Genomic DNA, 17,044 nt, shown 5'->3' with positions numbered 1-17,044 from the left:
ACGTGACTAATAGCTCATAAGTTTATTGTGCGTAGTGACATAAAAACTTTAAAATCAATGGTTAAGTCATTTATTTGACGATATTTGTTATCAGTTGGTTTTTTGTTGATTAACAGCTGTCATATTCAGTTATATTGCGAATTTTAGGCGCTTGTTCGCCTGCTGACTGAATATTGGCGTTTATTAGCTCAACTCAACTAGACTGAATATGAACAGAGAGTCGTGAGGCCGGGTAAAGTTGAATGACCTGCTCAGATTGATTTAGCCTCGGACACTGATTTTTACAGTCAACAGCGGCTAAAGGTGGTACCTTCGCGATAAATTTTGATAAGGGTTATTCGGCCATGATTATATTTACCACTAATCTAGGTGACATTGAGATCACACTGGATTTTGATAAGGCGCCAGTTAGTGCCAAGAATTTTCTGAAGTACTGCCAAGATGGTTTTTTTGAAGGCACTATTTTTCACCGCGTGATTAAAGGTTTTATGATCCAAGGCGGTGGTTTTACAGCTGAGATGGAAGAGAAGCCGACACGAGCAGCGATTGTTAACGAAGCCAATCGTGGCCTTAAGAATGTGCGTGGCAGTATTGCTATGGCACGCACTGATGCGCCGCATTCTGCGACGGGTCAGTTCTTTATCAACTTGGCTGATAATAGTTTTTTAGATCATACAGCAACAACTAATGCTGGTTGGGGTTATGCTGTATTTGGCCAAGTGACTAGCGGTATGGATGTGGTGACTAAAATTGGCCGTGCTAAAACAGCATCTCAAGGCGATCATGATGATGTGCCAAGAGAGGCTATCGTGATTGAGAAAGTGACGATTAATTTATAATGCAGTAGCCAAAATAGATAAGTGATCAAATCACTTATCTATATACCAAATCACTCATTTTAGGCTTTCTTTTTGGCGTGTGTGGATTTTGTAGAAGCGATAGCTCATGGCGAGCGCGATACAAATAGCCGCAGGTGCTAATAGCGCGAAAAATGCCAATTTGGCAAAAAGAACAGCGCCTAAGGCACCGCCAGAGATAAAACCTGCAATGATAAGCAAAAATAGTATGGCTTTACGCTTATCAAATTTTTCACCTTTAAAAGTGCCACCGAGCATGATGCCTAAATCTGTAAATATGCCGGTAACGTGTGTGGTGCGAACAATTGCACCACTATAGGTGGTTGCTAAGGCATTTTGCAGTCCGCAAGCCGCAGAGGCCATGTAATGCCCGTAATAAGTCCCATCTTGCAGAAGATATATTGCCACTAGCAGAAAGCCTGCTTCAATTAACAATAAGGTGTCGTAATGGCGGCCAAGCTTAACGCTACTCCCCGACAAGAATGCCCCTGAAAGTGTCGCGCCAAACATAAAGCTAATTAAAATACCCAGCAGATGAAACAGTGCAGTTGGCGACGAGCTTAATAATTGAGTCCCCACAAGGGTGGCTGTTCCTGATAGATGAGAAACAGATTGATGCTCAAATCCGAGTAGTCCAATCGCATTAACACTACCGGCAGTGAAAGCCAGAATGAAAGCCCCGTATTCTACCCATTTTGGAAGTTTAGAGATCACTGTAAAGCCTTAGTTGTGCCCAATAGATAGTACGTCTTAGAAGACGTAAAGTTGGTCATCTATTGAGCCATTGAGTTATGGGTAATTTGGAAGCTTAAACCGCTTGCTGAATGCATTTGGCTTAAGCGGTATATTTTGCCTTTGTTCAACATACTAAAATGCCATGTTGATCGCAAAAGTACTGCGATGTTGTTTATCTGCATAGCCACTGGCAAGGTTAGCCGCAACGAGTCATATCCAGTAGAATAGGTTTATCGCTTTTTGAGACCAAGCACAGTGCAAACTAGTGCACTAATCAATAAGAGTAAGGCGAGGTTATGACTGATTGCAGCTAAGGCTAAGCCAGCTCCCAGTAACAGATAGTAAGTTAATCCAAATAGCGCGCCTGCAGTACCTGCCGCTTCTTTATAGTTAAGTAGCGCTTGACTTAAAATATTGGGAATAGCGATACCAAACCCGAATACTATTAAGCTCATTGGCAGCAAGAATAGTAAGCTAGATTGAGTTAGATATACGCCTATAGCCCCCACAAGTGCTGTAATACCAGCTAAAGAAATCAAGGTTTCAATTTGCCAGTTCCTGCTGAGTAAATACTTATTACAGACACTTCCCATTAATACGCCAGTTGCGAGTATGATCCCGCTCGCGCCAAACTGTTTCTGGCTCAATCCTAGCTGGCTGAATACAAAAGGTGCGAGTGAGTAATAGCCAAATAGCATTAAGTTAAAGCTCGCAACCAAAACAGCGTCGCGCCAAAGCATAATATCTCGGCACATTCTTAGTGCTAAAGGTTTTATCGCTGTCGCTTTTTGGCTTGTGGTCTGGGTTTCTGGTAGTCGCCAAATGCATAAGGTTATTAAGGTAGCCGCAAGCGCCCCGAGTGCCAAAAATACACCCTTATGGCCAGACTCACTGGCGAGAATACTGCCTAAGAGTAGTCCCAAGGCCGGGCTAACGCCTATTCCCATGCCCATAATTGAGAAGACTTTACTGAGCTCTCGCCCCTGAAAGCTGTCGCGCAGCATAGTTTGAGTGACAATTGAGCCTACGGCTGCGCCAAATGCGCTTAAACTGCGTGCCAGTAGCAGGTATTCAAATGCAGTGCTCTGTATCGCAATAATTGAGCCTAGAGCGTAACTCAACAGGCCAAGTAACATTGCAGGTCTGCGGCCCATAACATCGGCTAGGCGGCCCCAAACGATGACACCTAGCGCAAATGCAATAAAGTAAATTGATAGCGTTTGTGAGGCCGCATGTGGGCTAACATCAAAAGCTTTAGCTATGTTAGGTAGTACAGGGCTGTATACGGTCTCCACGATTTGTGGAAACATCATTAGGCTGGTGATTAGCCAGATCTCAGGTCTGTTTTTCATGGTTATTCCATTATATTTATTGCTGGAAACAGTGATGCGGTTGATGGTGCGGGAGAGAGTGTAGTGATTTAGCTTGCTGTCTATTACAATAATAAAGACTAAAAACAGCTGAAATCGGACAAACTAGTTAATGGCAATAATTGAGCATGACGCAAGATTTGATGCTGATAGCATAGAGGTAAATGTGCTTGGTATTGCTGCAGATGTCGGGCAGCATGATTCGGGAATGCATACCCATCAAAAAGCACAGCTGTTGTATGCACCGCGTGGATGCATGTCGATCACCTTAAGTGACACTAAGTTTGGTAAACGCGAGTGCGTGTTGCCTCCGACAAAGGCTGCATGGATCCCTGCTGGAGTCGAGCACTGCGCTAAAATGCGCAATGTAGTGGCTTACCGTTCAATTTACTTTGATATTCAATTTTTCAATGATTTACCTAGTTCAGTTAAGATTCTCGGAGTTAATTCGTTACTTGGTGCCTTGATAGAGCGAATGGCAATGTGGGCTTGGGATATGCCGAGCGAGCAACAAACTGCATTGGTGGCACTATTCATTGAAGAGCTTAAGCTCGCTGAAGAGTTAAAGTTATCATTGCCAATTCCTAGCGATAAGCGTTTACAAGCTTGGCTGCAAGGTCTGCGAAGCGGCAAATATCAAGCGGAGCAACTTAACAAAATAGTTGGTGAAATCGGCGCTAGCGACAAGACAATTTCGCGGATTTTTAGTCAACAAACCGGTATGAGCTATCAAGCTTGGCGGCAACAGTGGCGCATACATGCAGCAATAGAGCGGCTAGCTGAAGGGGCAAGTGTATCTGCAGTGGCATTTTCATTAGGTTTTGCCAGTGACAGCGCTTTTATTAGTTTTTTTAAGCAGCATATCGGTAATACACCTAGCCAGTATTTCAAAGTACGTTTGTAAGATTTGTATCCAGCAGAATTCAATTAATGCTTCTTTATGCTTTATAAGCGTCTTTTCTGCTATATAGAGATTTATCTGACCTCAGGATAATCGTCTTGCTATTAATACCAATCAGTATAAACATTTAGTCACTCAGCGAGAGTTTAGCGGTTTTGAGGCAAGGCAACGAGTGAAGAGCATAGTTGCTCTACGTTCAAGCTCGTTAACACAGCATCAGAATCTCTAAAACTCGCCATTCTGGAGCGTTTTTAGCTGCCTACTTCTACGTTGAATAGCTTGATAAGGGAATAACCATTATTGCAGCTATTCGTCTTGAATTAGTTTGCCAAAAACCGCTCTGAGTAGATCAAATTCTTATACTGATTGGTATACCCCCTATGAGCAAACCATATTTATACAGATTGCTATTACTGTAGTTGGCGATTATTTAGGCTTTGCGAATATTTTTCAGTGTGATTTTTCTCCCAGTTTACCCGTTGAGCATACTTAATAATGGTAGTTATTGGCGTAAGCCAATAACTTGCTAGCAGCCTAATCGTTGCAAATGCTTGTTGATACACCATTAAGTAACTAAGGGCTATTAACATGTCTAGACCTAAAAAGTGTCGCCATTTATCCAGCTGTGTGCCGTGCAGCTTATTCAAACCTAATGGCATTCCATCTCATCTGTTAGAAAAGATCCAGTTAGATGCGGATGAATTTGAAGCGTTAAATTTAGGTGATGTAAAAAAAATGAGTCAGTTAGATGCAGCGGCATCGATGGGGATTTCAAGACAAACTTTTGGTTACTTATTAGCGAGCGCCCGTAAAAAAGTGGCCACTGCGGTGACGCAAGGCCAGGCACTTTTACTACCTCAAAATATGAATAAGGAATGATGATGATTATTGCTATCCCTATGAGCCGTGACCGTTTGGCGACTCACTTTACCAAGGCGCCTGAAATTGCTTTTTATGATGAGCATCAGCAATTAATCAGCCGAGTAGCCAATCCTGCACAGGATGGTGGCTGTAGCGCAAAAAAAGCCATGCTAAACCTGATCACTGAGCATAATGCTAACATCGTAATCGTGCAGTTTATTGGTGAGCGTATGCTAGGTAAATTACTTGATGCCGGAGTGAGTGTTAGTCAGGCTGATAACTCTTTAACTATTGCTGAGTTAATGACAAATGCGAAAGATTTAAGTTGTCGTTTAGTTGACGCTAGCCAAGGCCGTAGATCAATTAATCATGAGAAAAAGGGGGGATGTTGCGGTGGCTCTAGTGGCGGCTGTGGCTGCAGCGGTAAAAAGCAAACATCGAGTGTATTAGAGCCGAGGTTACTGCATGTACCTCAGCAAGCATTATCGAATGATGCACCAATACAATATGCAGGGTTTAGAAGCCTTAAGTAAGCGGACTAGCTTAAGCTTTATAATTGAGGGTGAGGCTTTACATTTTTTGCTAAATATTTCATGTTAGTACATGAGTGTATAAAAAAACGTCAACGGAGGACGTCGTGGCAGTATTAGCAATGGGAGCTGGATTGATACTTTTAGGTTTAGCCTTTATGGGGCTGCCAAAGCTTAATAATACGCTAAAACAACATGATAGAGCACAATGGGAAGTGCTAGCTAGGCAAAGAGGACGTTTAACACTACCTTTTGAACGAATGAGTTTATTTGCTTGGACCTTGAACAGAGGCTTCGAGAACTCTGAGAACATTGATATCCAATACGCAGGCCTGATTGCTTACAAGCATGCAACGCGGGTTAAGTACCTTATCCTGTTAGGCGTATCTTTGGTTATTATTGGTTCGGTTATGTTCTTAGTTAAGGGTTGAACCTTTACCTCGACATATGAAAACAAAAAAGCCGCAAGCACTTAAGTGTTTGCGGCTTTTTTATTAAGCATATGCTTAGTCTACAGCAACCATAACGTTGCTTGCTTTGATGATCGCGTAAGCTTGACCACCAACAACTAGACCTAGTTGCTCGCAAGATTTTTTAGTTACAACAGAAGTGATTTCAACACCAGATGCTAGTTCGATAACAACTTCGTTGTTTACTGAACCTTCGTCGATTGACTTGATAGTACCGTTTAGAGTGTTGCGTGCGCTGATTTTCATAAGTATATCCTTAATAGTTAAGTCATTATTATAATTGGCTTATTTATATAATGATATCTACTGAAGGACAATGTGTCGCATTATTTTGGTTGTGATCACATTTGCTTATCCCAAGACTATGTTTTTGTGACTTTAATCGCAATTTAATGACTGGTTATTCATATGTTACTAATTTAAAAGGTGTTAATGATACTGAATTTTAAGCTTATTGAGCAGTATGTGAGCAGATGAATCGCGTGGAGTTAAGTTAGGTTGCTACGGAGGGGGCTAAATTGGTACTTAGGCTTAGCTTCAAAGTTGAAGTAAGCCTGTAGGATTGATGATTACGAATGGCCAGTTATTGTTTAATTAGCATCACTAACACTTCAAAATGATCGGTATGCGGGAACATATCAAATAGCTGTACTTTTTGGATTCGATAGCCCTGAATATTAGCTAAATCTTTAGCCAATGTGTATGGGTTACAGCTTGAATACAAAATGGCTTTAGGGGCAAATGCTGCTAGCGACTCACAAAGCTCTTTGCCTATGCCGCGACGAGGTGGATTAACAATCACTACATCTGGTTTATTGGTTGCGTCACAGCCTTGGGCAAATCCCGTCGAATCAAGCGCAGTAAAATCAACCTGAGTCAGCCCCATAGCCTCTGCCGAGATCTTAGCGCAGGCAATTGCTTCGCTTGAAATTTCTATTCCAGTTAATGGAATGGATTTAGATGCACAATGAAGGCCAAAACCACCCACACCACAGAAAAGATCCCATAAGGAGCTTGGCTTTAGCTCAGCCACCCATTCGCGAGCCGTTTGGTAAAGTTTAGCTGCGATCTCTGGGTGAGTTTGAAAGAAGCTCTTGGGGCGAATAAACAGTGGCACATCGTTAAACTGCTCTGATAAGCGTGTTTCTTCACTTAAGAACAACTCTTCTTCACCTTCTAGAATTGCCATATGCACGGGCTGGATGTTGACCGACACTACTTTGATTTTTGGGTACTCACTCAGCAACTGTGGTAACTCACGCTCGATACGTTCAATCGACTTATGCGACTTGAGTACAAAGCGTAATAGATATTCCCCTTTAACCTGACTGCGGGTTAACAGGATAAATTTAAGCTCACCTTTAGCCTTCTCGACATTGTATGGCGGGATACCAGCTTGACGTACAAACAATTCTAATCGATGCAATAGTTGCTGCATATCAGCTGGGTATAGCTGGCAATCACATAAGCTTACTGGCTCACCAGTGGGCGATACTATGCCTAAAGTCGGTTGATGTGCTGCACCAAGTACTACCATTTTTGCTTTGTTTCTAAAGCCGCTATTAGGGCCAAAAACCGGCGAATGCCATTGCTCAACGCTGAATTCACTAAGCAGTTGGGTTAATACTTGTGACTTGGTATCGACTTGTTCAGGCATGGGTTGCTGGATATGACGACAAGAAAGACACTGCTGCTGATCAAAGTAGGCACATTTCACGAATTGGGTTCTCTAAAGCGTTGGCTGGATAATTGTTGGCGACCATTTCTACTAACTTATTATTTTAGAAGTGGTGCTGATTGGCGTTAAAGCAAATCACCTTGGTATATTTTAGTGGTTTTTTTATAAAAAATCGCCCCTAAAAGTTATGGCTATTGATTTGCGGTGTAAAAACTAAAAGCGCAGCTAATGCTGCGCTTTTACGGTGTGGGTTATCTATTGAATTGATTAGCCAATAGCAGGAGTGTGGCCGCTACGAGTATTTTGTAGGCTTTTAATCAACATATAAATCGATGTTGTGGTTAATACTACTGCTAAGTAGGTGATAAGAGAATGTGCAGATGTACTGCTATGCTCTGCTATCACCGGGCCAAATACGGATCCAACGCTATAGCTAAGTAGCATAAGCTCTGTAGCGGCTACAATCTTCTCTAGTGCCATGGTCTCGCAAGCCAGAGTAATGGCAATAGGATAAAGCGCAAAGCAACTCGCACCTAATAAGAAATAGCAAGTCGTTACAAAAGGTACAGAAGTACCATCAGCAATACCCACGATACCAATTGTGCCTAACAAGCAAAATAGTGCCATAAGTAAGCTTTTGCTAATGCGAGTCGATAAATAGCTCACTAAAGGCTGCACTAGCATACCGCCTAGAATAATAATCGCCATTAAAAATGCTGTACGCTCATTACTGGCAAATTGTCCATTAATATAGCTCGGCATTAGGCCATAAATGGGGCCCAGTAACATACCTGACACAAGGCAGCCAATCACAGCTGGTAAGCTAATCTTCTTAACTTCTTTTAAGCTAATCTTTTGGTGTGCTAATGCTTCCGGCTGACCTTTCTTCACTAATAATGGTGGTAAAATGGCTAACATTAACAAGCCAATTACCCAGTAAAATGGGCCATTACCGTCAACACCCAACGGGCCAATAGCTAATTGGCCTAATGCACTGCCACCATAAAGCGACGTCATGTATAGGCCTAAACGTTTCGCTCTTTGCTTAGCGTTGTCAGCCATGAGAAGCCATGACTCAACCACAACGAATACACCTGCAACCGCAAAGCCTGCCATAAAACGGGCAATAAGCCAGACCGTGGCTGTTGGTACAGCAAGCATTGCCACAATCGTCAGGGCTAGCATGCCTAAAAACAGCATCAAAGAGAATCGGTGACCAACTCTGGTCACAATTGATTGAATACAGGTGGTACCAACTAAAATGCCTAAATAGAAGATGCTAGCTAACCATGCTACTAATGAACTATCCATGCCAAATGATGCCAATGACAATGGAATTAGACTCATTAAAAAGCCTGATGCAATTGCAAAAAACGATAAACCAGCTACAGGTACGAACGTACTGTTTTTGTGTGGTTTGCAGGCAGAAATGTCCACCTTTATCTCCTATAGATTGATACTTATTAAAGTTTGAGTGTTAACTTGAGGAGGCGGATTTTATGCTTTTAATATAGAAAGTAAAGCTTAATTTATGTACGCAGAAATAAAAATCTATTTTTTAGAATTTTTTGTTTTTATCTTGCTGATTTTAATGCTTAAAACTTTTATTCTTCTTTGCTTATTTTTATTTGTTTTTAGTGTTTTTTATAGGGTTTTCTGGAAAGGGGGTTAGCGCTGGTAGCTTCTGATTTTATTTGTTTGTTAATGCTTATTATGGTTGCTTGGTTTGGTATGGGTTAATAGATGGTTAAAAATGCATGTTTGTCTTATGCATTTTTAACCATATATAAGAAGCTATTAGCTAAGCTGTAGCGCTACAATCTTTAGCGGATGGTTACCGTCAAATGATGGGAAATCATCGTGGCAATCTAACCAGGTGTGCTGAGTCACCTCACGACCTTGCTTTTCAACACAACGCACTAAACTGTTAAACCATTCATCGCGATCGACTTTAGCTACGTTATTACAGCAAACAATAGTGCCGCCAGCTTTTGTGGTTAATAACGCGGGCTTAAATAGGCTTTGATAGTCGTTAATTAAGTCGACAATACCAAATGGGCTCTTGGCATATCTTGGTGGGTCTAGAAACACCATATCAAACTGGGTTGCTGCTAGTTTTGGATAAGCCGGTAGCTTTTGGTTACGACGGCCGCCAACTTTTAGTCCTGCCAATTGCCGCAAGGCTGGGAAAGCGTCACTTTGAATAAACTCACAGATATTCTCTGCTTGGTTAAGTGCGGCATTCTTACGCCCAGCTGCTAAAGCAAACGAAGAAAAATCGACATTCACCACACGCGTTGCACCGCCAACCGCTGCAGCAGTACCAATACCACAAGTATAAGAGAACAGATTGAGTACGCTTTTGCCTTGGCTATTAGCTGCTACATATTCACGGCCAATGCGCATATCTAAAAATAATAGTGGGTCTTGACCTTCATGGCGCAGTTTACTGGTGAAGTTAATGCCATTCTCCTGCATCAACTGCTCGCTAGTCGCAAAGGCTTGTAACTCTTCAGTAAGCTGATTGAGGACTCGTGAGTTTTTGTCTGAGCGGTCGTTATAGATCACTGGTAGTTCGGCAAGTTGATTTAGTTGCTCAGTGATATCTTTTAATTCTGTTTCAGTTAACGATTGGTGAAAGCTTTGGATAAGCCAAGCATTTCCGTAACGATCTATATTGAGCCCATTGCAGCCTTCAACAGTGCCATGGAATATACGGTAGCAATCTGTTTGCTGTATTTTTGCTTGTTGCAGAAACTCTGCACGCTTGGCAATAGCTTGGCTTAATGCTTCTGAAACAGCTAAAGCAGTTGGGTTCGATGGTAAGGTCGACATAAATATGGGCTCATTTGAAAGATTGTCAGAGGTGACGGGCTAATGATAGCAAAAAAGGCTAAATAAATACCTTCATTCTTACTGCAAACAGTCTGTCTATGCGAACCCTGTTAGCCTCTGTTTTGGTGAGCCGGAGCATAAATGATTTGCTTTGCAGGCAATAATCATTGGGGGGAAGACTAAAGCTGTGTATTGTTAATTAAAAGATTATCTGAGGGAGCAGGCGTATGAAAGTGGTGTTAGTTCATGGCATATTTAACACAGGCCATGTCATGGGCATATTGAAAAGGCGACTGCAACGAGCGGGCCATCAATGTTTTTCACCCACAGTCGCTCCTTTCGATGGTCGTCATGGTATTGAGGTTGCGGCCAAAAGTTTGCGTGAGCAGATTGATGCAGAATTTGGAGCTGACGATGATATTGTATTGGTGGGTTTTAGCATGGGCGGCATTGTTGGCCGTTACTATTTACAATACTTAGGTGGTGCTGAGCGGGTGAGCCAATTTTTTAGTTTGTCTGCACCGCATAACGGAAGTTATTGGGCTTACTTACCTTATCCCTCAAAAGGCGTTAGACAATTAAGACCTAATAGTGAGTTTCTGCTTGAACTTGCCCAATCAGAAGCCGTTTTAGACAAGGTAAAACTGTATTCTTTTTGGACTCCTTTTGATTTTACTATTGTGCCGAGTTCTAGCTCAGTATGGCAGATTGCCGAAAATCAGCGTTTTATGGTTTTCCTACATTTATCGATAATATTTAGTCGTCGTATCGCAAACGAAATTAGCCATAGATTAGATTTAGCTGTTTAAACATTCTGATTCAGCTGTTGTTGTAGCTTTTTAAACTCTGACTTAGCATCATCAAGTCGTTGTAACAACTCTTTGTTTTCGCTAACTAGCTGAGCTTGCTGATAGACTTTATTGAGGTCAGTTTCTATGATGTTGTGGAATCGCCTTAGTAGTTGTTTAGTTGGATTATCAAATTGCTGCGGCTGATTATCTAGCATACAGATGGTGCCAAATATATCGCCATTGGGCCAATGCAAAGGCATACCGAAATACGCCACCATTCCAAGCTTAATGTCGGGGTTATTACACCATTGCGGATCACTAAGTGCATTGTTGATGATGAGCTCTTTTTTACCGTTGATCACTGCCTCACAGTATAAGCCGAACCCTAACAGCTCACGCTCTTTTGCGGTGTAAGGGTTATTTGGGCAATGGCAACGGGTAAAAACTTCAAGCTCTTGCTTATGCAGGCGCATGATTAATGTTGCTGGGATCGCTGATATTTCAGATATGAGGTTGACGATCTCTTGCCAACTTTGGCCAATATCGTCTTGGATATTAATATTTCCAGTGTCTATGTTATCCATTGTGGCTTCCTTATCTTGTTTCTCTTGCCTAAAGCTGCAAATGAACACTCCCTGATTTCTTAAAACTTAATAGGTTTTTGTTATTAACGCTAACTTTCAATTGAAAATACTTGGTTAAGCTTAATTGAATCAATATTTTATACAATTTTAGCTGTCTTGTTGTTAGCAGGTGTTCTCTTTAATGGTGCAAGATAACGAAAAATAGCCAGAATGAAGCATAGTTTTAGTTATCTTGAGTAAGGCCAATCCCATGAGCAGTTTTAGCCTTAGAGTGGCCAAAACATAATAGTTAAAGCTTCTCAGCGGGAAAGGTTAGGAGTGCACAACATCCCCGCGGCTCAATATCTGTCAGGCTAAACTGCCATTGGTAGCGCTGGCATAAGCTATCGACGATTAAAAGCCCTAAGCCGTGGCCATTATCATTACTGTTTTCGGACGAATTGAGCCCACGGCCTTTATCGGTTATCGATATTTGGCTTTGCTCAACATTGACAACGATTTCGCCTGAGTCGCTGGCATTGATGGCGTTAGTAATGATGTTACTCAACAGCATTCTTAATACCGCGGGGCTAGGCTTGATAACCGGAGCTTGGTTAAAGTTAACTATAAGTTTGATTTTTTTAGACTGCGCCAGTAAAGACAGCGGCGTAGTAGTTTGTTCAAGCTCACTTTTCGATAAGGTTCTAAACTCTTGGCTATCAGTGCCTTTCTCCTGCTTTACTATGCTGAGTAATGCATCGACTGTGTGCTGCATTTCATGGGCGGCACGTTGAATTCTGTCACGTTGTCGAGCTTGAAATTCAGCACTATCGTTTTGTTCTTGCAGCTTAGCTGCGCCGCTAATAACGGTAATGGGGGTACGTAACTCGTGGCTAGCGTAACGGGCGAAGGCTTGCTCTTGCTTTATCATACGTTCATTTTGCTGGCGATAGTCATTAAGACTGTTGGCTAGAGCGCTAAACTCTGCTGCAGATTGAGGAGGCACGTTAAAAATTTTGTGTTCATTTGGCGTTTGTAACTGTTTTCCGAGTTGTAAAACGGGCTCAACGAGACGGCGGCTAAGTTTGTTAATCGCAAAACCAAATAACAGAAATAGTAAGCCAATAAAGCTCAATACAAATAGATTAATTGATTGCCACTCTTGATCGCTTAGCTCAACATTTTCCGCTGGCATAATTAGGTATAACGACTCCTTATTGCCATCAAGTTCAAACTCTTTACGGTATAAAAAGATCTCTTTTTGTTCATTTAAAGAGTCATCTTCAAATAGTTTAAAGCTGACGATTTCGTGCAACATACCACTTGAACCACGATCAACGACTTCGCCAGAAAAACCCACTGGAAACTTGGTTAAGTCGCCATATTTTTCTGGGATAAGTTCATGGGAGTAAAAAGCTTGGACGTGCAGACCTATTTGCAGCGGCTGCCTTGCTCCTTGCTGAAACAGACTGATTGCAAAGGGAGCACTTGCCTCGAGCTCGTGCTTGTTAACTTCATCTTCAATCCACTGCATTAAGCTTAGCGTGATAATATAAATGGTTAAGCCAATCATGAGCGCAATAATACTAAAATAGAGAAGTAGTTTGTGCGGCAGGCTCGAAACGGAAGAGCGTTTGCTTATTAAGCGCTTTAGCAACGGTCTTCTCCTAGTTGAAGCCTAAAGCCAACTTTTGGAACCGTTGCTAGCATTGGCTGCTTAAAAGGCTTATCGAGCTGATTACGTAATTGGTACATATGGCTGCGCAGAATATCGCTGCTTGGTGGAGATTGTCCCCAGATCTCGTCAATAATGTGTTCGCGCTTAACAATGTTAGGGGCATTTTTAATTAACAGTAGCAAGATCTGATAAGTGATTGGCGTGAGTGCTAGTTGCATATTTTGTCTTGATGCCTGATGCCTAGCGATATTAATTTCGATATCACCAAACTTTAGCGTACCTTGGGCGACTTGACCCCTATGGCGCTTTATCAGTGCTTGAATGCGAGCGTCTACAACATCTAAGTCAAAGGGTTTGCCAAGATAATCGTCAGCGCCGCTATCAAAACCCGTTAGCAAGTCGGTTTTATTATCGAGAGCCGTTAGCATTAAGATCGGCGTACTACAGCCGAGTGAGCGCAGGGTTTTGCATAAGCTTAAGCCGTCTAATTTTGGCAGCATTAAGTCTAAAATGATGGCATCAAAATCAAATGCCTGTGCCAGTGACAATCCTAGTTCGCCATTATCGGCAAAATCGAGCTCCATACCTTTGGCCTCAAAATAATCACCAAGGATCCCAGCAACATCGATGTTATCTTCAATAATCAGTAATTTAATTGTCATTACGTCGGCACCGCCAGTCAATTTTATTGGATTATTTTAGCATTTTTTTTGTGGAAAAAATGTCAATGACATTTTGTTCACTTCGGCAAGAGCATGCTAGTTGTAATTCAGTCGTAGTGGGACAAACATATGCCTTATTCTTCGTTCAGTCAAAGCGCTAATCATACAGAGATCTGCTTGTCAGTTGTGGTGCCGTTATTCAATGAATCACTGATGATTAAACCACTAATTGAGCGGCTAACCAAAGTGCTATCTCAGCTTGATGAGCGCTGTGAAATTGTGTTTGTTGATGATGGCAGTAGTGATGACTCATGGCTGCAAGTAAGTCAGTTGCCTCTGGTTGATAATGAGTACCAATGCATCAAGCTCAGCCGTAATTTTGGTAAAGAAGCGGCTATGTCTGCGGGGCTTGAGCATGCTCGAGGGTTAGCCGTTATTATGTTGGACGCTGATTTACAAGATCCGCCAGAGTTAATCCCAGATATGCTTGCACAGTGGCGTGCAGGCTACGACATCGTCAATATGAAGCGTAAAAAGCGCTTAGGTGAGACTTGGTTTAAACGTTTTTCCGCAAGTTGTTTTTATAAGTTAATGAATTGGGTATCTGACTCTCCCGTACCTGAAAACGTGGGAGATTTTCGTTTAATGAGCCGTCAGGTTGTCGACAGTATTAAAGCCTTACCAGAGCGTAATCGCTTTATGAAAGGTCTATTTAGCTGGCCGGGGTTTTCACAGAAAACCCTTGAATTCGATAGGGACCCACGCTTTGTTGGTGAAACTAAGTGGAACTACGGCAAACTATTTGGCTTAGCAATGGACGGTATCACTTCCTTTAGCTTTAAACCCTTAAGATTGGCGACTTGGTGTGGTGTTATCACGGCCATGAGCGCATTTGCTTACGGTGGTTGGATTGTTGCTAACACCCTCATTTTTGGTGGCAGTGTTGCTGGTTACCCTTCCTTGATGGTAGTGCAACTGGCGTTGGCTGGCATTCAGTTACTAGCCTTAGGTTTAATTGGCGAATATTTAGGTCGTGTTTTTGTCGAGGTAAAACAGCGTCCAATCTATTTGATTGAAGAAGTTGCCTATAGGGAATCTTTAGCTCAGGTACAAAAACGAACCAGTAGTACGGTTGATTTCGCTGGAGCGACTCAAGGTAATGTTAGTTACTTGGGGGCGAAATAATGCTCCAAGCTGTAAATAGACCAAAAGGATTAGTGGTTCTGTTAGTCGTAGTATTGGTTAGAGCACTGCTTTTACCTTGGTACCCGCTGATGGATACCACAGAGGCGCGTTATGGAGAAATGGCGCGTTTAATGGTTGAAACGGGTAATTGGGTTACGCCATTGTTTGATTATGGGGTGCCGTTTTGGGGTAAGCCACCACTTCATACATGGATGAGTGCTAGTTCTATTTTAGCATTTGGCAGCAATGAATTTGCGGTGCGCTTCCCTCATTGGCTGGCGGCAGTCTTGGTGCTCGCTTGTGTTGGATATTTTGCGAAGCGTTTACGTTTACCGATTGTACCGATATTGATTATCTTGGCTTCGACCGTGGTATTTACTATTAGTGCTGGTGCAGTAATGACTGATATGGCTTTAACGCTGGGCCTGACTCTGGCCATGGTCGGTTTTTATTTATGTTGGCAAGGCGACAAACCATGGGGGTATGCGGGTTTTGTTGGCCTTGCGATAGGCCTGTTAGCTAAAGGGCCGGTTGCTTTGGTGTTATTTGGTATAGGCTCTGGGTTATGGCTTTTATGGCAGTACGGTCCAATTAAAGTGTGGCGGCAATTATGGCAACGTGTGCCATTACTCGGCGGCGTAGGATTAATGTTAGCTATTGCATTGCCTTGGTATGCCATTGCTGAACGAGCAACTCCAGGGTTTATAAATTATTTTATTGTTGGAGAGCATTGGTCAAGATTTGTTGATAGTGGCTGGCAGGGTGATTTGTATGGCTCTGCCCATGATGAAGTTAGGGGCACTATTTGGTGGTATTTTGTTATTGCGGCTTTGCCTTGGTCGTTGTTTTTGCCTCGCGCCCTATACAAGATAATTAACGAACCAAAACAAGTTGAAGCGATAGAGGAGCTGCCTAAAGGCTTAGCGAGTTACTTAGTGTGTTGGATGATAGCACCAATGGTGCTGTTTACTTTTGCAGGTAATATATTGCCTGCTTACGTGTTACCGGGGATCCCAGGGGTTGCGCTTTTGTTAGGTTTTGCATGGCGTAATAGTCGGTTACCTGGGTTACATTCCATCGCTTTAAGCATACCGCTATTGTTAATAGCTACCGTTATTGTGTTGAATTTTGGCCCTGGCAAAGATAAAAGCGAGCGCTGGCTATTAGCGCAGCGTAGTGAGTCGTTACCTACTTACTATTGGCAACATCAGCCATTTTCAGCGCGATTTTATAGTGCTGGTCAGGCTGATAAGATTCAGAGTTTAGCTGAAGTGAAGTCGAGTGATTTTTATTTAGTTGCCAATAACAGGCTTGTGAAAACTGAGTTTGCTGATTGCGAAGCTTTAGCTAACAACAAATATCGAGGTTTGCTCAAGTGTCGTCGCAACTAGGTATTTTTCAAAAGCGCGCTTGTGAGTTAAAGGCTAAAACATTAAAGCGTTTTTCTCTGCAGCAGTTCAAGAATAAATTTACTGCTGAAATTCGATTCTTAACAGTAGGGGCGGGCGTCTTTGTGTTTGATGCAGGCGTGTTTTATTTACTGCTTAGCTTAACCCCTTTGACATTGATGTCGGCTAGAGTGCTCGCTTTTGCTGCGGCGATAGTGTTGTCTTGGTATGTGAATCGCCATTGGACTTTTAAAGGCCGTAAACACCGCGCTAAAGCAAAGCAATTTAGTATGTCTTTAGTGGTTGCGAGTATTGCCGCTATAATGAATCTGTCAGTATTTTACGTCGTTAATCATTTGCTTAAAGAGCAACTTGTTAATCAGCCTATATTAGCAAGCCTTGGCTTTGCACTAGGAGTATTAGCCGGATTGATAGTGAATTGGTTAGGTGCCAATTATTGGACCTTTTCTAATAAACACGCCATATAAAATATGTTCAAAAGCTTTGTTTGAGAGGCCCCTTAAAGTCGTTATCGTAGCA

General features: G+C 42.3%; 19 protein-coding genes. 9 read left to right on the top strand and 10 right to left on the bottom strand.

All coding sequences use genetic code 11. The features are described from left to right. Positions 1 to 344 precede the first annotated feature (344 nt). Entirely contained in the window at positions 345 to 839 is a 495-nt protein-coding gene (locus tag AB4298_RS13695) for a peptidylprolyl isomerase (RefSeq protein ID WP_248999123.1), read from the top strand. A gap of 54 nt (positions 840 to 893) precedes the next feature. Here AB4298_RS13695 and AB4298_RS13690 read toward each other — a convergent pair whose 3' ends face one another. Together AB4298_RS13690 and AB4298_RS13685 are read right to left on the bottom strand one after the other, a co-directional pair. Further along, positions 894 to 1,571, bottom strand: a complete 678-nt coding sequence (locus AB4298_RS13690) for a YoaK family protein (protein WP_248999124.1) — start codon at positions 1,569 to 1,571, stop codon at positions 894 to 896. Positions 1,572 to 1,822: 251 nt separating this feature from the next. After that, positions 1,823 to 2,944 carry a multidrug effflux MFS transporter gene (locus AB4298_RS13685; RefSeq protein WP_248999125.1) on the bottom strand — a complete coding sequence of 374 codons (1,122 nt, stop codon included), beginning with the start codon at positions 2,942 to 2,944 and terminating at the stop codon, positions 1,823 to 1,825. A gap of 130 nt (positions 2,945 to 3,074) precedes the next feature. On the opposite strand from AB4298_RS13685, the gene AB4298_RS13680 reads away from it, so the two are divergent. Then, on the top strand, positions 3,075 to 3,866 hold the full coding sequence (locus AB4298_RS13680; RefSeq protein ID WP_371987135.1) for an AraC family transcriptional regulator: 792 nt from the start codon (positions 3,075 to 3,077) through the stop codon (positions 3,864 to 3,866). 407 nt (positions 3,867 to 4,273) lie between these two features. Here AB4298_RS13680 and AB4298_RS13675 read toward each other — a convergent pair whose 3' ends face one another. After that, positions 4,274 to 4,453 (bottom strand): hypothetical protein, encoded by a 180-nt coding sequence (locus tag AB4298_RS13675; protein ID WP_371987134.1) that lies wholly within the window; start codon positions 4,451 to 4,453, stop codon positions 4,274 to 4,276. On the opposite strand from AB4298_RS13675, the gene AB4298_RS13670 reads away from it, so the two are divergent. The 3 genes from AB4298_RS13670 (at position 4,452) to AB4298_RS13660 (ending at position 5,685) form a co-directional block, all read left to right on the top strand. Continuing rightward, entirely contained in the window at positions 4,452 to 4,742 is a 291-nt protein-coding gene (locus tag AB4298_RS13670; RefSeq protein WP_248999127.1) for a DUF134 domain-containing protein, read from the top strand. The two genes, AB4298_RS13675 and AB4298_RS13670, sit on opposite strands and share 2 nt — an antisense overlap. 2 nt (positions 4,743 to 4,744) lie before the next feature. Then, positions 4,745 to 5,257: a NifB/NifX family molybdenum-iron cluster-binding protein gene (locus AB4298_RS13665; RefSeq protein ID WP_248999168.1), complete on the top strand. Its 513-nt coding sequence runs from the start codon at positions 4,745 to 4,747 to the stop codon at positions 5,255 to 5,257. A gap of 104 nt (positions 5,258 to 5,361) precedes the next feature. Further along, on the top strand, positions 5,362 to 5,685 hold the full coding sequence (locus tag AB4298_RS13660) for a hypothetical protein (RefSeq protein ID WP_248999128.1): 324 nt from the start codon (positions 5,362 to 5,364) through the stop codon (positions 5,683 to 5,685). A gap of 75 nt (positions 5,686 to 5,760) precedes the next feature. Here AB4298_RS13660 and AB4298_RS13655 read toward each other — a convergent pair whose 3' ends face one another. The 4 genes from AB4298_RS13655 to AB4298_RS13640 form a co-directional block, all read right to left on the bottom strand. Further along, on the bottom strand, positions 5,761 to 5,970 hold the full coding sequence (locus tag AB4298_RS13655) for a TOBE domain-containing protein (RefSeq protein WP_371987133.1): 210 nt from the start codon (positions 5,968 to 5,970) through the stop codon (positions 5,761 to 5,763). Between the two features lie 337 nt (positions 5,971 to 6,307). After that, the gene (rlmC, locus tag AB4298_RS13650; protein ID WP_371987132.1) at positions 6,308 to 7,441 is read right to left on the bottom strand and encodes a 23S rRNA (uracil(747)-C(5))-methyltransferase RlmC; all 1,134 of its coding nucleotides are present in this window, start codon (positions 7,439 to 7,441) and stop codon (positions 6,308 to 6,310) included. Positions 7,442 to 7,669: 228 nt separating this feature from the next. Then, the gene (locus AB4298_RS13645; RefSeq protein ID WP_248999129.1) at positions 7,670 to 8,839 is read right to left on the bottom strand and encodes an MFS transporter; all 1,170 of its coding nucleotides are present in this window, start codon (positions 8,837 to 8,839) and stop codon (positions 7,670 to 7,672) included. A 360-nt stretch (positions 8,840 to 9,199) separates the two neighbouring features. Then, entirely contained in the window at positions 9,200 to 10,237 is a 1,038-nt protein-coding gene (locus AB4298_RS13640; protein ID WP_248999130.1) for a class I SAM-dependent rRNA methyltransferase, read from the bottom strand. 227 nt (positions 10,238 to 10,464) lie between these two features. On the opposite strand from AB4298_RS13640, the gene AB4298_RS13635 reads away from it, so the two are divergent. Beyond that, positions 10,465 to 11,046 (top strand): lipase family alpha/beta hydrolase, encoded by a 582-nt coding sequence (locus AB4298_RS13635; protein WP_371987131.1) that lies wholly within the window; start codon positions 10,465 to 10,467, stop codon positions 11,044 to 11,046. On the opposite strand, the gene AB4298_RS13630 is transcribed toward AB4298_RS13635, so the two are convergent. The 3 genes from AB4298_RS13630 to AB4298_RS13620 all read right to left on the bottom strand — a co-directional run bounded on the left by AB4298_RS13630 (position 11,043) and on the right by AB4298_RS13620 (position 13,931). Then, positions 11,043 to 11,612, bottom strand: a complete 570-nt coding sequence (locus tag AB4298_RS13630) for a GAF domain-containing protein (RefSeq protein ID WP_248999132.1) — start codon at positions 11,610 to 11,612, stop codon at positions 11,043 to 11,045. The genes AB4298_RS13635 and AB4298_RS13630 overlap by 4 nt on opposite strands. Positions 11,613 to 11,901: 289 nt before the next feature. Further along, positions 11,902 to 13,248, bottom strand: a complete 1,347-nt coding sequence (locus AB4298_RS13625; RefSeq protein WP_371987129.1) for a sensor histidine kinase — start codon at positions 13,246 to 13,248, stop codon at positions 11,902 to 11,904. Beyond that, on the bottom strand, positions 13,242 to 13,931 hold the full coding sequence (locus AB4298_RS13620) for a response regulator transcription factor (protein WP_371987128.1): 690 nt from the start codon (positions 13,929 to 13,931) through the stop codon (positions 13,242 to 13,244). Before AB4298_RS13620 ends, AB4298_RS13625 begins: the two co-directional genes overlap by 7 nt. A gap of 129 nt (positions 13,932 to 14,060) precedes the next feature. Here AB4298_RS13620 and AB4298_RS13615 point away from each other — a divergent pair, with 129 nt between their 5' ends. Genes AB4298_RS13615 through AB4298_RS13605 form a run of 3 tightly spaced genes read left to right on the top strand, consistent with a single transcriptional unit; the run spans position 14,061 to position 16,992 of the window. Then, positions 14,061 to 15,116 (top strand): glycosyltransferase family 2 protein, encoded by a 1,056-nt coding sequence (locus AB4298_RS13615; RefSeq protein ID WP_371987127.1) that lies wholly within the window; start codon positions 14,061 to 14,063, stop codon positions 15,114 to 15,116. Next, positions 15,116 to 16,507: an ArnT family glycosyltransferase gene (locus AB4298_RS13610; RefSeq protein ID WP_371987125.1), complete on the top strand. Its 1,392-nt coding sequence runs from the start codon at positions 15,116 to 15,118 to the stop codon at positions 16,505 to 16,507. The genes AB4298_RS13615 and AB4298_RS13610 overlap by 1 nt, the downstream gene beginning before the upstream one ends. Further along, entirely contained in the window at positions 16,492 to 16,992 is a 501-nt protein-coding gene (locus tag AB4298_RS13605; protein ID WP_371987124.1) for a GtrA family protein, read from the top strand. Before AB4298_RS13610 ends, AB4298_RS13605 begins: the two co-directional genes overlap by 16 nt. Positions 16,993 to 17,044 lie beyond the last annotated feature (52 nt).

It is taken from the genome of Shewanella sp. 10N.261.52.F9 (genome assembly GCF_041471165.1).
Classification (GTDB): domain Bacteria; phylum Pseudomonadota; class Gammaproteobacteria; order Enterobacterales; family Shewanellaceae; genus Shewanella; species Shewanella marinintestina.
Note: the sequence above shows the minus strand (reverse complement) of the source record. Positions and strands in the feature narration are given on the sequence as shown.